Source organism: Sphingobacterium sp. N143, from assembly GCF_030325625.1.
Taxonomy (GTDB): Bacteria; Bacteroidota; Bacteroidia; order Sphingobacteriales; family Sphingobacteriaceae; genus Sphingobacterium.
In genome coordinates, this window is sequence record NZ_JACAIS010000002.1 from 147,913 (window position 1) to 169,212 (window position 21,300).

Here is a 21,300-nt window from a genome sequence, read left to right on the forward strand (position 1 = left end):
GGGACCAGACTCGAACTAGTGACCTTCGGGTTATGAGCCCGACGAGCTACCAACTGCTCCACCCCGCAATGTATTTTTAAATAAAATTGCTTTTTTCTGTTGAAAAAACAAGATTATGATCCTTCCGAATTGGAGTACAAAGATATATTTTGTTTCTTTGTAATCCTAATAAAATTTAGAAAAATGTCACATAAAGCAGGATTCGTAAGTATCATCGGAAAGCCAAATGCTGGTAAGTCCACCCTAATGAACGCTTTAGTGGGTGAAAAAATGTCCATCATCACCCCAAAAGCGCAAACGACCAGACACCGCATTATCGGTATTGTAAACGATGAGGATCATCAAATTGTGTTTTCAGACACACCTGGGGTGATCAAACCAAACTATTCTCTCCAAGAATCGATGATGAATTTTGTTCAAGGATCACTAATTGATGCTGACATTATTTTATTTGTGACGGATATCCATGAAAAATACGATGAGAATGACGTTTTAGAGAAATTACGTAAAACCAATTCTCCAGTAGCTGTCCTGATTAACAAAATCGACAAATCTTCCGAAGAAGAAGTAAAAGCCAAAATCGAATTTTGGCAAGAAAAATTAAATCCAGACAGCATTTTTGCAATTTCTGCAAAATTGAGCCATAATGTAGAAGCTGTCATGCAATACATCAAGGACAAGTTACCTATCCATGAGGCTTACTACGAAAAGGATGAACTGACGGACAAATCGATGCGTTTCTTTGTATCAGAAATGATCCGTGAAAAAGTCTTTAAACTTTATGACAAGGAAATCCCCTACAGTACGGAAGTTATTGTCACTTCCTACAAAGAAGAAGCTAATATTACACGCATTGCAGCTGAGATTATTGTCGAACGGGATTCACAGAAAAATATCATCATCGGTAAGGCCGGTGCCATGATCAAGAAAGTAGGCACTTATGCGCGCCAGGATATCGAAGAATTTATCAATGGCAAAGTATTCCTGGAATTATTTGTTAAGGTAATCCCTGATTGGAGAAGCAAAAAGAACTACCTTAAACGTTTTGGATACGACGATTAATTAGTACTGAGTAGATCGTATTGAATATTTAGATTTTGGTTGTACAAACCTTTGGCTTAGTTACTTTAGTTTTTATACCAGGCAGTCTATTTTTCTTTATCCATTTTTAATAGCGCGAAAATGAATAAAGAAGACCGTAATGTCAGAAAAGTCAGCTCTAGCTTGATAAGTTCCTTTCACTAAAATATGCACGAAGTGCTTTGATCTGTTTCAGGTTAAGCACTTTTTTTAGGTCTTCGTCAGAGGCCTCTCTTACTTTTTTGACCGATTTAAATTCAGTCAGCACTCTTTCCACTGTCGTCTTTCCAATACCGGGGATATTCTCCAGTTCAGAAACGAAGGTTTTTCGGCTACGCTGATTACGGTGGAAGGTAATTCCAAACCGGTGGGCTTCATCACGAAGATGCTGGATAACTTTTAATGTCTCCGATTTTTTATCTAAATAGAGTGGATATTGATCACCAGGATAGAAAAGCTCTTCCAGCCTTTTGGCAATACCAATCACTGTCACCTGCCGTTCAATCCCAAGTAGCCGCAAGCTTTTCAAAGCTGCCCCCAACTGCCCTTTGCCGCCATCTATAATGATCAATTGTGGCAAGGACTGATCTTCATCCAGCAAGCGCCTATAGCGTCTGAAAACAGCTTCTTCCATCGTAGCGAAGTCATTGGGCCCTTCCACGGTCTTCACATTAAAATGCCGGTAGTCCTTTTTGGAGGGTTTGGCATCTTTAAATACGACAATGGCCGACACCGGATAATTTCCCTGAATATTGGAGTTGTCGAAACATTCGATATGCTGTGGCAGCACATTCATACGAAGGTCTTTCTGCATCTGTTTTAGGATACGCTCGGTACGGATGTCGGGATTAAGTTTTTCATATTGCAGCAGCCGTTCTTTCCTGAAAAAAGCCACATTTTTCTGGGACAGTTCCAATAGTTTTTTCTTCTCCCCCAATTTGGGGATGGTAAACCGAATCCGTTCGTTTTCTTCGATATCCAGTTCAAATGGAACGATAATTTCCCGTGAGAGACTTTTGAAACGTTCCCTTATTTCTGGAATGGCCAATGACAGTAGTTCTTGTTCAGTTTCATCCAGTCGTCGCTTCATTTCCAGGGTCTGTGTTTGAATGATCACGCCATTCATGACTTTGAGATAATTCACAAAAGCATAGCCATCGTCGGAAGCAATACTGAACACATCCACATTGGTGATCGAAGAATTAACTACCGTTGACTTACTTTGATAGTTATCGAGCTTATCCAGCTTAGCCTTGAGCAATTGCGCTCTTTCAAAGTCCAAAGCAGCAGCTGCCGTCGCAATACTTTCCTTTAACCTGTTGGTTACCACTGAAATCTTTCCATTCAGGATATCCTTAATATCACTCAGGTTCTGATCATAATCTTCCATGGACTGGTAGCCTTCACATGGTCCCTTACAGTTGCCGATCTGGTACTCAAGGCAGATCTTAAACTTTCCTTTTCGAATATTCTCTGCTGTGAGGGCCAAGTTGCATGTCCGTAGTGGAAACAGTTCACGGATCAGGTCCAATACAATGTGCATCATCCCCACCGAAGGATATGGTCCATAATAACGGGAACCATCTTTGATATACTGTCGTGTCCAAAAGACTCTTGGGAAAGGTTCATTTTTGATCACGATCCATGGGTATGTCTTATCATCTTTGAGCAGCACATTATACTTGGGCTTGTGCTTTTTGATCAATGAGTTTTCGAGAAGCCAGGCGTCAATCTCGGTATCCACTATAGTAAAAGAAATACGATTGATCTTTTGCACCAGGACCCGGGTCTTACCATTCAGCTGGTTTTCGTTGACAAAATATGATCCGACGCGGTTACGAAGGTCCTTCGCTTTACCGATATAAATCAAGGTATCACTTTTATCAAAATATTGATAGACTCCAGGCCTGTGGGGTATTTTCTTTAATTCTTCTCTATAGTCAAAAACGTTCATTATATACGATATAAAAATAAGATCAATGATGGCCTTCGCACATCAAAATAGGATGAAAAAAAAACCAGATAACAAATCTCGAAAAAATTTATTATCTGGCCCAATGATGTTATTTAAAAAGCTTAAAAACCCAAACGGTCATCCTTCAGCTTAGGATCTTTGGCACTCGAATCAGTCGACCCGTCCTGCACATCAGATCCGCCACCACCCCAATATTGATTACAGTCAATCACACGGCTGAGACCGCCCTGAGGTTGTTCAAAATCGCCTTTGGTATACTTTAAGTTCGAATCTTTATAAACTTTTTGCATATAAAAGGCAAATACTGGCATTGCCGCGGCTGCACCTTGGCCATATTCCATCCGATCGAAACTGATTTCACGATCTTCCGCTCCGGTCCAAACACCTGTTACCAATTCTGGAGTTATGCCAATAAACCAAGCATCTGCGTTGCCATTTGTTGTACCGGTTTTACCGCCGATAGGATTGGTAAGCTTATATTTCCACTGAATACGTCGGGCTGTACCCTGAGAAACAACCTTTTTCAACATATCCACAATAATATAGGCTGATTCACTGTTCAACGCTTTTACGACCTTAGGAGCCTTATCGTAGATTGGCGTACCATTTTTATCCTCAATCCGCATGATGGCAGTAGGTTCTATCCAAGTTCCATGATTGACAAAAGCCGAATAAGCACCCACCATATCAAATACAGAGGCTTCATAAGCGCCCAGGGAGATAGAAGGATAATTAGGAACATTGCTTGTAATTCCCATACGCTTGGTCAGAGCTGCCACTTCTGCTGCACCTACCTCATGCACCAGGTAGGCCGTAGCAAAGTTTTGAGAGTACGCTAAGGCTTTAGCCAACGTGATGGGGTTTCCACCTTGTGAATTTCCTCTTGGTGTCCACCCATTGTAGGTTTGTTGGTAATTCGGAATACTATAACAGGGTGAATATCCATTGTCTATCGCTACGGCGTAAGTAAATGGTTTTGCCGTGGAGCCCACTTGTCGTGTTCCCATTTTAACCTGATCATATTTAAAATGGTCAAAATCAATTCCACCAACCCATGCTTTGATCTGTCCTGTTTTAGGTTCCATGGACATCATGGCATTGCGCAGCATCAACTTATTGTATTTAATGGAATCCATCGGTGTCATGGTCGTATCAACACTGCCTTTCCAGGTAAAGATGTTCATTGGAACCTTCACATTGAACGCCTTTTTGATTGCATCTTCACTAAGTCCTTCCTCTTTCAAGATACGGTAGCGATCCGAACGTTTCATGCCACTGGTCAACAGCTTCGCCTTCTCCCCTTTAAAAGGATCTCTGCTCTTCCATTGTGCAGCAAATTTGGACTGCAACTGCTTCATCCATTCCCGCTGTGCATCTTCTGCATATTGCTGCATGGACATATTGATCGTGGTATAGATTTTTAATCCATCACGGTCCAAATCATAAGGCGTGCCATCTGGTTTTGTAATGGACAGTTTGGCAAACTCTTTTTTGATCTCGTCTTTTAGGACAGCCCTGAAATAAGGGGCCAACCCTTCGCCATAGTTTGCAATCTTTAACTCCAGTCCCAGCGGTTTTTCTTTTGCCGTCGCAGCTTCTTCCGCTGAAATAAAATTGGAGGCCACCATATTATTCAGCACTGTATTACGGCGTTTGGTGGCATTCTTCGGATAACGTACTGGAGAGTAGATTCCCGGGCCTTTTAACATACCGACTAAGAGTGCGGCCTGTTCTGCTGTTAGCTTATCAGGTGTGGTATTAAAATAAGTACGGGCAGCCGATTTGATTCCAAAGGTGTTATAGGCTCCGAAATCCACGGTATTAAAATACATCGTAATGATTTCGTCCTTCGTGTAATTTCGCTCCAGTCTCACTGCAGTGATCCATTCCTGAAATTTTTGAATGATACGCTTTAAAAAATTCTTCTGACGACCCTCCGAAAACAGGTTTAGTGCCAATTGCTGTGTAATCGTACTTCCACCTTGTTTATTCCCTGTCAAGGTATGAAAAACGACGGTAATCGTACGGGAATAATCTATCCCCGAATGGCTATAAAACCGCTTGTCTTCGGTTGATATTAGCGCTTTGACCAAATACGGCGATAACTCACTGTATTTTACATTTGAGCGATTTTGCACATAATATGTTCCGAGCACCTTATGATCCTCTGTAATCACCTCGGATGCCAGGTTACTTTTTGGATTTTCCAGGTCGTTAAATGAAGGTAACTTACCGAATAACCCAATCCGTATACTTAAGATAAATAGAAAACATACGGCAACAATACCAATGATAATCTTCCAAAAATTGAATGTATATCGCTTTATATCGCCTTCAGTAAGTTGATTTTTTTTTGATACTCGCTTCATCTATTTACTAAATTTCAGATGTAAATATTATTCATTTGTGTATTTAAATTGCGTTCATGAGCTCACTATGACGATTTGCCTTTAGAATGAGCAGATGAAACAGCCCTTATCTTAATTTCCACTCTATCAGATAGTGTGCCAAAGAATAACTTTACAAGAGCAAAGGTATTATAATTAAATCAAAAGTCAACATGTTTGAATGCCATGATTTACCCCAGGCTTCCATGATCTTGATTTGATAAAGATAAGCAGGTCCCTTTTAAACTTTCTCAATCAGACAGACAGCATAAGCCACTACTCCTTCTTTTCGTCCGATAAAGCCCATAGTTTCATTGGTGGTTGCCTTAATGGAAATATCATCGGTATCCAAGCCGGTCACTTCTGCTAATTTGATCTTCATTTGCGGGATATAGGGTTTAATCTTCGGCGCCTCCAGGCAAAGCATCGCATCAATATTACCCAATTGATATCCTTTGGCCTGTATTAGCGCCATGCACTCTTTCAATAGAATCAAGCTGCTCACCCCTTTCCAGCGCATATCCGTGTTCGGAAAATGATAGCCAATATCTTCTAGATTGGCGGCTCCCAAAATCGCATCACAAATAGCATGGACCAACACATCTGCATCTGAATGACCAAAAGCTCCCGCATGATGGTCCAATTGCACACCACCAACAATAAATGGATGTCCTTCTTTTATCTGATGGACATCGAATCCAAATCCTACCTTAATTTTCATGATTGTAATTTAATATTTAATAGCATGCATCTATCACGACGCCGCTATTTATTTTCCTGGCTCAACGACAACACTGTTGGTTTTACCGACACGAAGATAACATTTTCATGTTGACATTCAGAAATCGGATGGGGGAAACAATAAAGGCTATTCCCTTGGAAATAGCCTTTAGTAAATATTTATTGTCTGTTTGTTTTACCTAGTTCATCTTCGCATTAGTTATGCTTCAACTTCCTCTGGGGCAAACTGGTCGTACACTTCCCCAAAGGCATCATAGTCTTGATCACCATTGGGTTCAAACACCTGAATATCTTTGGATTTTGCAAAGTCCACGATCGCAGGATTGACATTTTCATCCGCAACAACGACCATATCGGTAAAATGCAAAGCTCCTTTATAAATAGCTTCATAGCTACCGTCACCATATACCTGTGCATCTTCAGCTTTGAAAGTTCCCTCTACGGCCATTTCGGCATATTTAGGGCCCAAGCTGCCTTTAAACTCTTCATTAAACAAAGAATACATCACCTTTGCATCTTTAAACGTTGGATCATCCTTATAGGTTGTCTTCACGTAAGCCGGTACCAAAGCAGAAAACCAGCCATGGCAATGCACCACATCTGGCGACCAGCCTAATTTTTTCACAGTTTCTAACGCTCCTTTACAGAAGAACACCGAACGCTCATTATTGTCTGCAAAGAATTCGCCATGCTCATCACTAAAAACTTTTTTACGCTGAAAGTAGTCCTCGTTATCCAAGAAGTATACCTGCATCCGAGCTGCAGGCAATGAAGCTACTTTAATAATTAGCGGATTATCATTATTATCCACAACAATGTTCAAGCCTGAAAGACGAATCACCTCATGCAGTCTATTTCTACGCTCATTGATATTCCCAAAACGCGGCATCAGGATCCGGATTTCAAATCCTTTCTCCTGCATCGCTTGAGGCAGTTGACGTGTAATTTCAGAAATTTTGGTTAATTCGAGGAAAGGCGACATCTCGTGGGTAATAAACAATATCTTCGTTTTTGCCATCTCCAGTTATTTTTATTTATTATTTTCGAACAGTAAAATCGGTCTACAAAGGTACAAAAAAAATACTTACTATGCAATTTACTATTAATCATCGTTTTATATTCCCAAAATAATACGCAACTTTGCGGACAAAAAAACTATTTAGTAAAGTGGAAATTTTCAAAACGAAAGCATCGCTTCAAACCCATCTGCAAAAAGCACGATCTGCCGGCAAAAAGATTGCTTTAATACCGACCATGGGCGCTCTTCATGAAGGTCATTTATCGCTGTTGGAATACGCCAAACCCATTAGTGATCTGCGCGTCTGCAGCATCTTTGTCAATCCTACCCAGTTCAATGACCCGAAGGATCTGGAGAAATATCCACGCCCCATTGAAAACGACATCAACCTTCTGGAATCCGTAGGCTGTGATGTTCTTTTCTTGCCCAGCGTGGAAGAAATGTACCCGGATAAAAATGAACATTGGCATATTGATCTCGGGGAACTGGACCAAATCTGGGAAGGTGAAAAACGCCCGGGCCACTTCCAAGGTGTTACACAAGTCGTTTATAAACTGTTTACACTTGTTCAACCTCATATCGCCTGCTTCGGACAAAAAGATTTTCAACAGGTCATGGTCATCAAACGGATGATAGAAATCAAGGATCTTCCGATTGAATTGGCCATCTGCCCAATCATCAGAGATAAAGATGGCCTGGCCTTAAGTTCACGAAACATGCGGCTGAGCGATGATGGTAAAACAAAGGCCTTGGCACTTTCCCGCTCATTGCGCTATGTGAAGGATCATATTCATGACCAGGTGGACCTGAAAGAAATAAAAAATGATGCTTTGAAACTGTTAACAGCTACAGCAGGAATCACGGTCGAGTATTTTGCCATTTGTGAAAGTTCCTCCCTAAAAGAGGTCAACCAAATCGATTTCGACAAACAGCATGTCGTCCTTGTAACCGCATGGGTTGAAGGTGTCCGCCTCATTGACAATATGATTATAACGTAGATCATAAAATCACATCAGTCCGGTACAGACAGCTGTGTAGTCACAAAGTAAAAAAAACAACAAAAACCATCGTTTTACTTCATTAAGGCCGCTACACACCATGATCTGTACCAAATACTAGCTATTAAATACTAAAAAAAGCCCTACCTTTGCGCCATGACAATAGAAGTAATGAAATCCAAAATTCACCGTGTGAAGGTCACCCAAGCGGAATTGAATTATGTGGGCAGTATCACAATAGATGAAGATTTGATGGATGCAGCAAATATCATCGCTAACGAAAAGGTTCAAATCGTAAACAATAACAATGGTGCTCGTCTGGAAACTTATGTCATTCCAGGACAACGTGGCACAGGTATCATCTGCCTCAATGGAGCCGCTGCCCGCCTGGTTCAAGTCGGTGATATTGTCATTATTATCTCCTATGCGACCATGGATTTTGAGGAAGCCAAACAGTTTAAACCATCTGTTATATTCCCAGATGATAATAATCATTTGATTCAATAGTATTGAGATTTTACTTGGATAAGCCTTTGGCTTACACGAGTTCCTCTTTTTTACTTTTGACTTTTAAATTTTTACTTTATATCGTATTTTTGAAGCGTTGCTTAACGAGTAACGCTTTTTTTATGCATTCAAGGACAACTAAAAATTTCCGTCATCTCATCGCATCATTCCAATTGGTATTGATGTCACTGATTATTATTTCGGGGGTTGTCTTTATGCACAAAGAGGTGAAATCAACGGGTGAAATTGTCATGCACACGCACCCCTATGATTTTACAAAAAAAGAAAAACCGCAAGAAACCGATGATCAGATTGACTACCTGAATGTCATCTATCAGAACACTTACGTTCAGACTGAATTTACCGTACTGGAGCTTCCTGCCCCATTAGAAATTCAGCATACAAACTATAATACGATTTGTCCAGAGGTACCTACCGCAACGATAGATCATGCTTACCTTCGAGGTCCCCCCTGCTTAGCATAAACAACAACTCATTTTTCTGAAAGTGTCCGTTTATTGATTGATAAGTATCTTTTTATTAAGCCATCAATGCGATCACTACGCTCGGTTATTGGCCAGAAAGAACCTTCTTTGGCTCTTAGGACTGTTGGTACTTACGAAAATAAGAAGGCTTTCTATTAAAATCTGACACACAGGCTGCGAAATATCGTACGGAAATGCTGTTGGCATTCGTCTGTAAGGCTGTTTCCAGGATCTCAAAAGTCAAAATGAGACCGTTTGTAAACCACAAGTTTGCACAGAGAACAAATCTCAATTCGAAGTACTAAATACTATAAAAATGCTAAAGCAATACACACTCCTGGCCATTTTATTGGCTGGCACATCCACTATATATGCACAATCACCACTCGAAGGTTACCTATTCAACAAAAACCAGGAGGCAATTGCTTCGGGTACATTGACCATCAAGAACAGTAAGGCTGCCACATCATCCGATGCGAATGGCTACTTTATGATTAAGTCCGTTTCGGCTCCAAAAGTCACCCTGAACATATCCGCTGTTGGCTATCGTTCCATGACCAAGGTTATCGCCATGGATACCCTAAAATCACCACTTCACATCCAATTGGAGGAAGATAACCTTAACCTGGATGAAGTGGTCGTCTCGGCTACACGATATGGTGTAAAACGAAAAGACGCACCTGTCGTCGTCAATGTGATCGGTCCAAAACTATTCAATGCGACCCAGTCCGTGGCTATGTCTGAGACTTTAAATTACCAGCCCGGTGTCCGGGTAGAAAATAACTGTCAGAATTGTGGTTTTTCACAGGTCAGGCTCAACGGGCTTGAAGGTCCTTATTCACAAATATTGATTAACAGCAGGGCTGTATTTTCAGCATTAAACAGCGTCTATGGACTGGACCAGATCCCAACCAGTATGATTGACCGTATCGAAGTGGTTCGCAGCGGCGGTTCAGCACTATTTGGTGCCAATGCCATTGCTGGAACGATTAATATCATCACCAAAGATCCGGTTGAAAACGACTGGCAGGTCAAGTCTACCAATTCGCTGATTGGAGGAAAAAGCTGTGACAATACCGTTGACTTCAACACTTCCCTTGTTGCGGAAGATCTAAAAACAGGCGCAACATTTTATGGAATGCACCGCAACAGGCAAGCATACGATGCGAATGGCGATGGTTTCTCCGAAATCACCAAACTGCGCAACACCACTTTTGGCACAAAAGTGTTCTACAAACCAAGTGATCTGGATAAGATTACAGTTGATTTCAGCACGGTCAATGAATTTCGGCGCGGTGGGGACCAATTGGATAAAGCACCGCACTTGACGCAGATCACAGAGCAACTGGAAACCAGTTCCATTGTTGGTGGTATTACTTATGACCATTATTCTGCCGATTATAAGCATAAGGTTTCTGCTTATGGGTCTGTACAGAAAACCGTCCGTGACAGTTATTACGGTGGTCTTGGTGGAGGCACCACATATGCAGATAGCACCCTGGCATCAAATTCCTATGGTAAAACCGACGACATTGCGCTCGTTGTCGGGGGACAGTACACCTACAATTTTGAACGTGATGTATTTACCGCTGGTGCCGAATTTTCCTATAACAATACGCAGGATGAAATACCGGGTTACAAGCGGATCATTGATCAGCAAAACAAAGGGTTCGGAAGTTATGCGCAATACGAATGGAAACCTTTTGCAACCTTCAAAACACTGATTGGTGCACGATACGACTATACCTATGTGGACGGAAAATACAGCCTGGCAGGACTCAACCGCAATTCGGACCAACGATTTGGCACATTCAGTCCTCGTCTGACCATCCTATATGATTTGACCAAGGATCTCCAATTCAGGGGCGGCTATGCACGTGGGTTCCGGGCACCACAGGCCTTCAACGAAGATATGCATGTCACCTCCATTGGCGGCAATCAAGTTTTTGTGCTGATTGGTGAAGACCTAAAGACAGAATACTCCAATGCGTATACTGGCTCGTTCAGCTACAACAAAAATTTTGGTTCAGTACAGACAAGCTTTTTAGTGGAAGGTTTTTATACAGATCTGAACAATCAATTTGTCAATGTCATGGCATCAGAAAAAGATGGGTTGATTATTCAGGAGATGCAGAATGGCGCGGGAGCGCGCGTATATGGGTCCAATATTGAGATTAACGTGGCCCCATCCTCCTGGCTTTCCTTCCAGACCGGCGGAACCATCCAGCGCTCACAGTACAAGAGTCTACAGCTGATCTATGAAGGAAAGGATGAAACACATGATGTCTGGACAAAGAAATATGTACGCACACCGAATATCTACGGTTATCTAAACAGTAATCTGAAGGCAAGCAGGCGCTTTGCCATCGACTTAACCGGTGTCTACACAGGAAAAATGATCGTCCCTCATATCCAGGAAGATATAATGACGCTCAAAAATGCCCGTGATTTTGTGGAACTGAATCTTCGTTTAGGTTATACCATCCCTGTTCACAAAGATTTCAGCATTGAACTTTTTGGTGGTGTGCAGAATATGTTCAACGCTTTTCAAAAGGACTTTGATAAAGGTGCCTTACGTGATTCAGATTATATCTATGGACCAACCCGTCCACGTACATTTACCTTCGGACTCCGTGTGGGGCACTTCCATTAAGATCAAATGCATGATGATTTCATGGACCAAACAACAGACAAATGAAATATCTCAAAAAAATAAGTATGCTTTGGATGTTATTCCTTTATCCGCTTCTCCAGTTTGGGCAGGAGCGGATAAATTGGGTCAGTTTCGAGCAGCTTGATTCTTTACTTGCTGTTGAACCACGGGAGACACTGCTTTTTATCCATACCGATTGGTGTGGTTATTGCCGGAAAATGGAACAGGAAATTTTCACCAACAAAGAGATCGTCAGACGCATCAACACAAAGTATTATGCGGTCAGCTTCGATGCAGAGTCGGTAGAAGATATTGTTTTCGATCAAAGTATCTGGAAATCCAAAGGCAGCAAAAAGAGAACCGGTCAATTTCATCCCCTGGCAAGACTGTTATTAGGCGACAGACAGCTGGTTTTCCCTAGTATCCTTCGTTATGACAATACATTCCATCTCAAGAATATCCAACAAAAATACCTGAATTCAAAAGAGTTAGCTGTATTTTTAAAATAATTTAACATTTTTGTGTAGCGAAACGAATCAATGAAGCGTTTTGAGTTTTATAATTAATACACACTTTAAGAAATTATGAAAAATATCACGAAATTTTTAATGGCATTTTTGTGTCTGGGGATGATCTTTGCATCTTGTAATAAAGATAATACGGATTGGGATGAATTAAATAGACAACAGATCGAAGCCGCTAAAAAGGAAAAAGCGCGTAGAGACTCTCTATTAAGAATACAAGCACCTATATTAGAACAATACGCCAAAACCAAATGGAAAGAAGAGGCTAGATTCTCGGATTCTACAGGTATTTGGTATAAAGTTGAGCTTGCTTCGGGCAGCGAAACTCCTTACACCTATACAGGAAGCATTGGTTATTATGGCCCACAATTAAGTGCCTGGTCCGCAACACTTAATTTCCAGGGTGAATTGATGGATGGAACTGTATTTGACAAAAATACAGATGGGGTTCCTAAAGTTTACAATAATATTAGTAAAGCTATTGAAGTTTATGGCCAAGCTTGGGTACAGGCATTCGCGCCAACGATTGTTAATATAAATGGACAAGACCAGAGATTTGAAGGTTTATTGCCAAAAGGTTTGCAAAAAGGCGATAAGATCAGTTTTATCTCTCCTTCTTACTATACTTTTGACCAAACAGAATATACTGCTGGTAGTGAGAAAGTAACAGTACCTAAAAATACACCTGTAGTATATACCATCGATCTAAAGGCTATCGGTGCTGCCAACTAAGAAAAATAATTTATATTTGTTAAGCCATTTTCAAAACGAAAATGGCTTTTTTTTGAAAAAACACCAACAACACCATGAAAAAACTATTATCGCCGCTATTGATGACAATCGCTCTGGTCAGCCTCTTTTTTGCAAGTTGTATGAAAGACGATGACAGCCCCGTTTTTGATGAATATGCTCAATATAAAGCCGACTCCATTGCCCTGCGTGGTTATGTGGCAAAAAATTTTCCAGAAGCAGTTTATCACAACGAAACAGGCATTTGGTATGAAATTCTTACCGAAGGACAAGGAGATTATGAATATAAAATAGTGGATACCTTGAATGGAAAATTCCTTAAATTTTTCCCTGCGGTAAAATATGTTGGTAAACTGCTGAACGGTACTATCTTTGACCAGACCGATGCTGGAAAAATCGACACCTTTGAAATCAGAACCAATACAGCTTACCAATATCCATTTGCCAGCTCGATTATTCCGGCCTGGACATTCGCCTTTGCTCCTGAAAAAATCGGTGAAGTTAAGTTAGGTGGTTTAACAGAAAAAGGATTACAAAAAGGATCTAAGGTTCATATTATGGCTCCATCAAGATATGGTTACGGAAACCGCGCAGTTGGACCTATTCCAGCCAATTCTCCACTGGATTTTGTCATTGAAGTCGTTGACATCAAATAATATTCTGCACACAGCAGTCTACCTTTATAAAATTCCAGCCCCACCTAAAGTTACTGAACTCCAGGTGGGGCTGTTTATGACTTTACCCCGATCAACCAACAAATCCTAGAAACTTCGGAAAGAAAAGACTAACCACAAAGCACAGGTAAAAGCAGGTTCCAGTATACATACAGTATGGATTAAGTATGCATCAAGTAGCACTATGGTATCTATATGATGATAAGATGACTATCCTATAGCAGTGGTTCTAGCCTCTGATAAACCTCAATGACAAATGAAACGAGCAAATAAGAAAAGCTTTTAAACAATAAAAGCTCGAAGTGGGGAACTCCGAGCTTTACCTAACCAATTATTAACCTAAATTATGAAAAGTTCTTTATATAATATTTTGTATATATCTTTCTGTTTTGATATATCAAAGGTACTATAGATTCGCTTTCGTGTCAAGAAATTTAACAGCATTTAACGTTGTTAAAATTATGTTAAAACAATTTAGCAGTTTACTCCCACCGTGCTTATATTGACCATATCTTGATGCAGCTGTTCGATGAAGCCAGCGTCTTCCAATTGAATGTCCGGCCAATAAAAAAAGAACTTGATCATATCGCCCAGCTTGTTCAAAAAACAAAGAAGAATAGATTAGAAAAAGCTAACACTTTAAATAAAAAGGAATAAATTTGTGAATAGATGCCGCATGGGATTTTGGTATATGATTTTAATTAAGACAGGTAAATAGAACATGAAAATAGCTTTAGCACAACTGAATTACCACATTGGCAATTTTGAAGCAAATACTGAAAAAATAATCAGCGCAATTGATCAGGCCAAAGAAGCTTCTGCAGACCTTATCGTATTTTCCGAGCTGGCCATTGGGGGTTACCCAGCCAAAGATCTGTTGCGGACCAAGGTATTTAAACAACACTGTGACGAGGCTATTCAACAAATTGCCACGCATTGTCAAGATATCGCCTGTATCGTCGGAGCACCGGTCAAAAATAGTGACCCTGAGGGTAAAGAGCTTTACAATACAGCTGTATTTATTGAACATGGCGCCGTCAGGAATATTGTCAAGAAAGGCCTGTTACCGGACTATGATGTATTTGATGAATACCGCTACTTTGAACCGAACAAACGCTTCGATTGCATTGAGCTCAATGGAGTTAAAATTGCGCTGACCATCTGCGAGGACCTCTGGGATGACGATGAGAATGGCAATTCCTATGTTGGCGACCCGATGGAAGAATTGAGGAAAGAAAAACCTGACCTTCTGATCAATATCGCAGCATCTCCATTTTCCTATGCTCATTTTGACAAGCGTGTCAAGATTCTCAGCCAACAAGTCAGAAAGTCCGGCTGTCCTCTAGTTTATGTCAATCAGATCGGGGCTCATATGGACATTATTTTTGATGGCCGGTCGCTAGCTTTCAATAATGAGGGAACAAAGATTGCGGAACTGAAAAGATTTGAAGAAGACTTGGCATTTGTTACCTATCACCAACAAAACATTACTTCAACTACCGCCTCTGTCAAAGAACCTGCCACGGAGATTGCATTGATCCATGATGCCCTGATTTTAGGGCTTCGCGACTATTTTCAAAAATCGGGTTTCAAAAAGGCAGTCTTGGGCCTATCCGGTGGACTGGATTCAGCGCTGGTGGCTGCCCTGGCCTGTGAAGCCCTTGGAGCAGACAATGTGCTTGCTATCCTAATGCCTTCGGTTTATTCCTCCGATCATTCCATTTCCGATGCGATGGATTTGGTAACAAATACAGGATGTAAACATCACATCGTCCCCATTAAGGATATCGCTTCCGCATATGAAAATACACTTGCACCTCTTTTTGAGGGCTTAAAGCCCGACACAACCGAGGAAAATATACAGGCCCGGGCACGTGCTGTGATCTTAATGGCAGTTTCCAACAAATTTGGAAACATCCTCTTAAACACTTCCAATAAAAGTGAGGCTGCTGTCGGTTATGGAACCTTATATGGTGATATGGCCGGATCAATATCCGTCATCGGTGATGTATACAAATCCAAAGCCTATGACCTTGCGCGTTATATCAATCGTGAACGGGAAATCATACCTGTCAATACCATTGAAAAAGCTCCTTCAGCAGAGTTACGCCCTGATCAGAAGGACTCTGATTCTTTGCCCGAATACGATTTATTGGACAGCATATTATTTGAGCTCATTGAAAATGAGAAGACAGGTTCGGAAGTTGTAGCGATGGGTTTTGAAAAAGCGTTAGTAGAAAGAGTAAGTAAACTGGTTAACAATGCTGAATTTAAACGCTTTCAGGCACCACCGATCCTGCGCATCAGTCCCAAAGCTTTTGGCTCTGGGCGACAGATTCCACTGGTAGCAAAATATTGCTATTAATTTTACAATTTGGTTAAACCATATGTTTAGTTTTTTGTCTAATATTAGTAAATTAAAAAAATAAGTTCCATATAGGCCATGAAACCATCATGAGTATGCCGCTAAAAAGCAAGAACAAGCGGCTCATGATAGATTCATCACAGTTAATAAACAAATTACTACGATGAAAAAGATTATATTATTTTTGGTGCTCTGCATCGCACTGGCATCATGCTCGTCTTATCAATACAATACCACTCGGGTAGAAAAGATGGATTTTACCCCTTTTAAGACATATGCCTGGTTACCACCGGTAGACTCCCTTTCGAAATCCTATTTTGACAATGATATCGCCAAAACTAATATTTTGGATGCGGCCAATACGGCATTAGAGGCAAAGGGACTGAGCTATTCAAAAGATAACCCCGATCTGTTGTTCCGATATATCACTATTGTCAATAATAAAAGCCGCTTAGTTTATGGTGGTGGTGGATATTATGGCTGGGGAGGCCCTTGGGGCTGGTACAGACCTTGGTTCTCGCCTTACTATTATGGTGGAGGCTATTACCCGGTGGCCAAAGAACGTTACCGTTATGGTCATTTGATCATCGAAGCCATCGACCGCAAAACAAATGCGGTGATCTGGCAAGCCCGTGGTTCGGGTGATGTGGACAATCCGGAGAAAGCAATCAACAACATCAGTAAGGTTGCTAAAGGTGTCATCGACCTGTTCCCCGTAAAAACATTGAAGAAATAAGACCGAAAACATATACGAGGTGCCGCTTTATGGGCATCTCAGCTTAAAATAAAAGAGACTGATTTAATACAAAATCAGTCTCTTTTATTTTAACTTAAATAGCGGTTGGTTAAATTGATGGCCTTAATTTTAAATAGAACGGCACCTCCACCCGCTCCTTGGATTTATTCATAATTAATTCCGCGGCCATCCTGCCCATCATCTCAAAATCCGTGGATATCGTCGTAATACCATTGAGAATAAACTTCTTTAAAGGGGTTTCATTATAAGAAATGATCCCTACGTCCTTTCCGATGACCAATTTCTTTTGAATAACCTTATTGAGCAACTTGACAAGATCATCTTCAATAATATTGATATAGCAAGTCCCCTTCTCAACCTTCTCTTCATCAATATCGGATACCAGTTCATGCTCAAAAGCATATTGCTGGCAAAACTTATAAAATCCCTTGATGATGGCTTTTGGAAAATCACTATAGTCTGGAAATACCAATTTCAAACTTTTATATTTACTCAGTACCGCATTGGCTTCTTCCAGTGCGGAATAGATATCATGTTCATAGTTTTCGTAAACTGCTGGAAAATCGCCAGGCACATCTTCTATAAACTTCCCTAGCAACATCAATTTCTCCGTAGGAATCTTTCGGATAATATCCGGCGCTTTATCTCTTCCTTCTTTAAAATGTGGAAAGAGGACATAATGATCATAGGTTTTGGTAAGACTCCCAAGAAGTGTATTCAGATACGATAAGTCTGAATTATAGACAAATAAATCTAAGTTGGCATAATCACTGAGTTCCTTTGCAAAGGAATCATATACAATTTTTTTATGTGCGCTCAATTTATTGAGGAAAAGCGCAATCTTAAGTTTTGATTGAACATCAGTTTTATTGACATAATACCCTTTCCCTGGATTGGATGCTATGATCTCATTTTTCTTTAAGTAACGATATGCTTTTTCGACAGTATCACGTGATATTTCTAGGTACGCGCTGAGCTCATTGATGGAAGGCAACATATCATCTCTGACCAATGTTTCATTTTTAACAGCATCAATAATCGTATTCGCCAATTGCAAATACTTGGGCGTGGCAGAAAAATCACTAATTTCTAAAGTTTTTAAAAATTGATTTACGGAACTGGTCATTGTTAGATTTTAAGAACTATAAAATTAACGATTTGTTTATAAATATTTTAAAAAAACCTTAAAAACTAGCTCATTCAAAATCCCGCTTCCAAGCAGCCCATGATAAAAGGCCCGGTTGCCTTTGTATCGTTTTCACGGATCCGTTCGCCTACATAATAATCATAACTACCATCCCGATAAGGATTGCCTCCTAAACCGGCGACTGCATTGCACTGTATCAATGTCCACACCCCATCTTTTTTCTTTAACAGACGGCTTTGAATTCCCTGATATAATCTATGAATCAGACCTCGGTAACTTTCAGCAAGGTATTTTTTATTGATCCCTTTTGAATAAGCGTATAAAAACATGCTATTGACTGAAGCTTCCTGGTAATTTTTTTCTCTTCCCGCCTGGTCTATTACCTGCCACCACAAACCTTCATCATCCTGGTAGTTGCTAAGGTCTTTGGCCAGGGACTGAACCAACTGGATCAATTTGTCTCTTCGAGGATAATCCACAGGTAATTCATCCAAAACATCGATGACCGCCATAAAATACCAACCGATACTCCGTCCCCAAAAATTAGGCGACTGCCCTGTTTGCGGATTCGCCCAAGCCTGCTTTTTACTCTCGTCCCAAGCGTGGTAGTAAAGTCCTGTTTTAGCATCAACTGTATGTTTAGCTGTAATCAAAATTTCGTCGATAGCCTTATCGTAATACCGGTCATCCTTACTTAGTTTAGCATATTTTGCGAGAAAAGGCCCTGTCATGTAAACCCCATCCAACCAGATTTGATGGGGATAAATCAGTTTGTGCCAATATCCTCCTTCAAGTGTTGTAGGTTGATATTTTAATTGATGAACCAACGTTTCAATAGCCAGACGATACTTTTCTTTTTTTGTTTTTTCGTAGAGTTCAAAGAGTATTTTTCCAGCATTGATAAAATCCACATTATAGGTACTAAGCTCATATAGATGAATCTCGCCCTTTTCATTGATTAAAGTATCCGCCCACTTTTCTACGTAGTCGAAGTATTTTTTATCGCCTGTTTTTTCAGCTACTCTTAACATCGCAAGACATCCTAGGCCTTGGGAATACCCAAAATACAGTCGTTTGCCATGATCCAATTGCCATGCTTTTGGAAACCGTTTCATTTCCGAATCCGCAAATTGTTGATACATCGGTTGTGCCGTCAAAGTAAATACACTGATAAAAAGATAGCCTATTAGCATTATTTTTCGAATTGTCATAACTGTAGTTTCAAGGAAAATAAACCCTGTTATCTTTTTAATCTTAAAGATGTCAAAAAAATAACAGGGGAATAATATAATATATTAATAAAGTGGATGTTGCTGTCCTGTGAGTCCTGGATTATTATCTATTGTTGTTGTACTTAATGGAACAATCTCTACTTTGTTTTTTTCTAGCCCCCTATAAATATTGCTCACCCAAGTCGCTGTAGGCGTCAAGGCGTTTGAAAAAAAGATAGATTGATTGCTGTACATATCCAATAGGGTATATCCCTGGTTACTTAATGCTGTCTTTTCCATCGCATCTGGTTCTTCCTTAAACGAAATAAATTCTTGCACGACCAAAGGGTCATTAAATGTATTGGCCGGTGTCATTTTATACGCACGGAATAAATCCACATTTGCGTACTTGCCTTTATGTCCAGCAAGATCCAATAAATCTTGCTTAGTTTGCGTCAGCTTTTCGAACAGTATCCCCCAACGGATCAAATCGGTTCGCCGCCACCCCTCAAATCCCAGTTCCAGTTTACGCTCTTGGATAATAGCATCCCGAAATCCTTGATAAGACGTTGGTGTCACCCCTATTTTAGCTCTATCATTTTTAAATGCGCGCAAACGCACTTGCTCATATAGATCTTTTGCGATTGCAGTGGGTCCCTGGTTAATTTCATTTTCGGCTTCAGCATACATCAATAAGATATCTGCATACCGTAATTCAATCCAATTAATATCTCTTTGATTCACAGCAATTCCTTTCTCCGCTTTCCAATTGACCCTAAATTTGCCTATGGTATTGCTTGCATAGGTATTCATTTGGTGCCTACTATCTGCTGTGATGGAATACGTTGCAATGGCGACATCACGACGGCTATCTCCCTCCTCAAATTCAAAATAGTAGGTTGGAAAGGCTGCCATTGCTGGCTGTGCTTTACCATAGAAGGAATTGGTGTGCGAAAAGAATCCATTGGTATAACCTATCCTTGTATCGTTACGATCAGCCCCTTTCTGTCCATATTCCAGCATGGATTCATTATCATATTTTCCATTGATGAGGTTTCTAAATATTGTTTCATAATCTATCAGACTATTTTCACCTCGATCCACAACGGCTTTGCATGCATCTCTAGCGATTTGATATAATTGTTGAATTCTGGCCTGATCCGGACGTTTACTCAGCTTTACACTACTTGCCGAATAGGAGTTTAAATCCCAACGCAAGGAATATCCTGCCGCATATAAAGCTGTCCTAGCCAATAGTCCGTAAGCCGCATTTTTTGAAATACGTTCTACGGATAATCCCGACTCGCCTTTCCACGGTAATAAACTAATTGCTTTTTGTAAATCTTCAACACAGCCATCCAAGATGGTATCACGACTGACGCGGGATGAAGAGAAACTTCCAGCATCGACTACTGGAATACGCGGAAAGGGGACATCGCCAAAATAGCGTACTACATTTAACATATTCTTGGCACGTATCGCCAGTGACTCTCCGAGTAGCATGTCAAGTCTTTTCTTTTCCGCTTCCGTTCCAGCTTGCATCAACGGAATATTCTTGATCAACACGTTGACCTGCTCAACCCCCGAGTACATGGCTGTATAGGTCGAGGATGGACTTGTTGCCGGCGTATATATATAATTGGAAACTTGATTTTTTGAATTGGTCTCCCCTTCAGTAGAAAAGCATTCGTCTGTTCCCATACCGAATTGATAATATAATTCGGTCTTAAAAACACTTGTATAAGCACCTAATAAAGCCATTTCAACACGATCTGCATTTTCAAAAATATTACTGCTATCATAATCGCTTTGGGAAGGAAGATCCAAAAATTTCTTACATGATCCTGTTATCAATAAACAGGTTATACTTAATATTGTTACCATTCTTTTCATTGGAATATCTTGTTTTTTCCTTTATGACTGCTAGCGCCAATTTGTTGATCAGGCTGTTCTCAGTTACATTCAGGTTATTTTTTATAATATGATTTGTCAAATCGTGATCAATACATGATCGCATGGGCTACATAT

17 protein-coding genes and 1 tRNA gene are annotated in these 21,300 nt (G+C 40.4%); 10 read left to right on the forward strand and 8 right to left on the reverse strand.

Annotation, left to right across the window (positions count from 1 at the left end; genetic code table 11):
• Positions 1 to 65: transfer RNA gene (locus HX021_RS04440), tRNA-Met, on the reverse strand.
• Between the two features lie 118 nt (positions 66 to 183).
• On the opposite strand from HX021_RS04440, the gene era reads away from it, so the two are divergent.
• Positions 184 to 1,062, forward strand: a complete 879-nt coding sequence (gene era, locus HX021_RS04445) for a GTPase Era (protein WP_286588726.1) — start codon at positions 184 to 186, stop codon at positions 1,060 to 1,062.
• Positions 1,063 to 1,219: 157 nt separating this feature from the next.
• Here era and uvrC read toward each other — a convergent pair whose 3' ends face one another.
• The 4 genes from uvrC to HX021_RS04465 form a co-directional block, all read right to left on the reverse strand.
• Positions 1,220 to 3,034 (reverse strand): excinuclease ABC subunit UvrC, encoded by a 1,815-nt coding sequence (gene uvrC, locus HX021_RS04450; protein WP_286588728.1) that lies wholly within the window; start codon positions 3,032 to 3,034, stop codon positions 1,220 to 1,222.
• Positions 3,035 to 3,156: 122 nt separating this feature from the next.
• Positions 3,157 to 5,424, reverse strand: coding sequence for a transglycosylase domain-containing protein (locus HX021_RS04455; RefSeq protein ID WP_286588730.1), 2,268 nt, complete (start codon positions 5,422 to 5,424; stop codon positions 3,157 to 3,159).
• A gap of 259 nt (positions 5,425 to 5,683) precedes the next feature.
• The gene (gene ispF, locus HX021_RS04460; RefSeq protein WP_286588731.1) at positions 5,684 to 6,163 is read right to left on the reverse strand and encodes a 2-C-methyl-D-erythritol 2,4-cyclodiphosphate synthase; all 480 of its coding nucleotides are present in this window, start codon (positions 6,161 to 6,163) and stop codon (positions 5,684 to 5,686) included.
• Positions 6,164 to 6,382: 219 nt separating this feature from the next.
• The gene (locus HX021_RS04465; protein ID WP_286588732.1) at positions 6,383 to 7,201 is read right to left on the reverse strand and encodes a glycogen/starch synthase; all 819 of its coding nucleotides are present in this window, start codon (positions 7,199 to 7,201) and stop codon (positions 6,383 to 6,385) included.
• Positions 7,202 to 7,350: 149 nt separating this feature from the next.
• Here HX021_RS04465 and panC point away from each other — a divergent pair, with 149 nt between their 5' ends.
• From panC to HX021_RS04510, 9 genes are all read left to right on the forward strand, one after another.
• On the forward strand, positions 7,351 to 8,199 hold the full coding sequence (panC, locus tag HX021_RS04470; protein WP_286588733.1) for a pantoate--beta-alanine ligase: 849 nt from the start codon (positions 7,351 to 7,353) through the stop codon (positions 8,197 to 8,199).
• A 156-nt stretch (positions 8,200 to 8,355) separates the two neighbouring features.
• Entirely contained in the window at positions 8,356 to 8,706 is a 351-nt protein-coding gene (gene panD / locus HX021_RS04475; protein ID WP_286588735.1) for an aspartate 1-decarboxylase, read from the forward strand.
• A gap of 122 nt (positions 8,707 to 8,828) precedes the next feature.
• Positions 8,829 to 9,191 carry a DUF8478 family putative metalloprotein gene (locus tag HX021_RS04480; protein ID WP_286588737.1) on the forward strand — a complete coding sequence of 121 codons (363 nt, stop codon included), beginning with the start codon at positions 8,829 to 8,831 and terminating at the stop codon, positions 9,189 to 9,191.
• Positions 9,192 to 9,507: 316 nt separating this feature from the next.
• Positions 9,508 to 11,844: a TonB-dependent receptor gene (locus HX021_RS04485; RefSeq protein WP_286588739.1), complete on the forward strand. Its 2,337-nt coding sequence runs from the start codon at positions 9,508 to 9,510 to the stop codon at positions 11,842 to 11,844.
• A gap of 41 nt (positions 11,845 to 11,885) precedes the next feature.
• A complete protein-coding gene (locus HX021_RS04490; RefSeq protein ID WP_286588741.1) occupies positions 11,886 to 12,353 on the forward strand; it encodes a thioredoxin family protein in 468 nt (155 codons plus the stop codon).
• A 75-nt stretch (positions 12,354 to 12,428) separates the two neighbouring features.
• Complete coding sequence (locus tag HX021_RS04495) at positions 12,429 to 13,100, forward strand: FKBP-type peptidyl-prolyl cis-trans isomerase (protein WP_286588743.1); 672 nt, start codon at positions 12,429 to 12,431, stop codon at positions 13,098 to 13,100.
• 74 nt (positions 13,101 to 13,174) lie between these two features.
• A complete protein-coding gene (locus HX021_RS04500; protein WP_286588744.1) occupies positions 13,175 to 13,774 on the forward strand; it encodes an FKBP-type peptidyl-prolyl cis-trans isomerase in 600 nt (199 codons plus the stop codon).
• A 739-nt stretch (positions 13,775 to 14,513) separates the two neighbouring features.
• Positions 14,514 to 16,157, forward strand: coding sequence for an NAD+ synthase (locus HX021_RS04505; RefSeq protein WP_286588745.1), 1,644 nt, complete (start codon positions 14,514 to 14,516; stop codon positions 16,155 to 16,157).
• A gap of 163 nt (positions 16,158 to 16,320) precedes the next feature.
• Positions 16,321 to 16,893 (forward strand): DUF4136 domain-containing protein, encoded by a 573-nt coding sequence (locus HX021_RS04510; protein ID WP_286588746.1) that lies wholly within the window; start codon positions 16,321 to 16,323, stop codon positions 16,891 to 16,893.
• Positions 16,894 to 17,002: 109 nt separating this feature from the next.
• Here HX021_RS04510 and HX021_RS04515 read toward each other — a convergent pair whose 3' ends face one another.
• The 3 genes from HX021_RS04515 to HX021_RS04525 form a co-directional block, all read right to left on the reverse strand.
• Positions 17,003 to 18,040, reverse strand: coding sequence for a GntR family transcriptional regulator (locus HX021_RS04515; RefSeq protein ID WP_286588747.1), 1,038 nt, complete (start codon positions 18,038 to 18,040; stop codon positions 17,003 to 17,005).
• A 74-nt stretch (positions 18,041 to 18,114) separates the two neighbouring features.
• Positions 18,115 to 19,254, reverse strand: coding sequence for a glycoside hydrolase family 88/105 protein (locus HX021_RS04520; RefSeq protein WP_286588748.1), 1,140 nt, complete (start codon positions 19,252 to 19,254; stop codon positions 18,115 to 18,117).
• A 102-nt stretch (positions 19,255 to 19,356) separates the two neighbouring features.
• Positions 19,357 to 21,165 carry a RagB/SusD family nutrient uptake outer membrane protein gene (locus tag HX021_RS04525; protein ID WP_286588750.1) on the reverse strand — a complete coding sequence of 603 codons (1,809 nt, stop codon included), beginning with the start codon at positions 21,163 to 21,165 and terminating at the stop codon, positions 19,357 to 19,359.
• Positions 21,166 to 21,300: the final 135 nt, after the last annotated feature.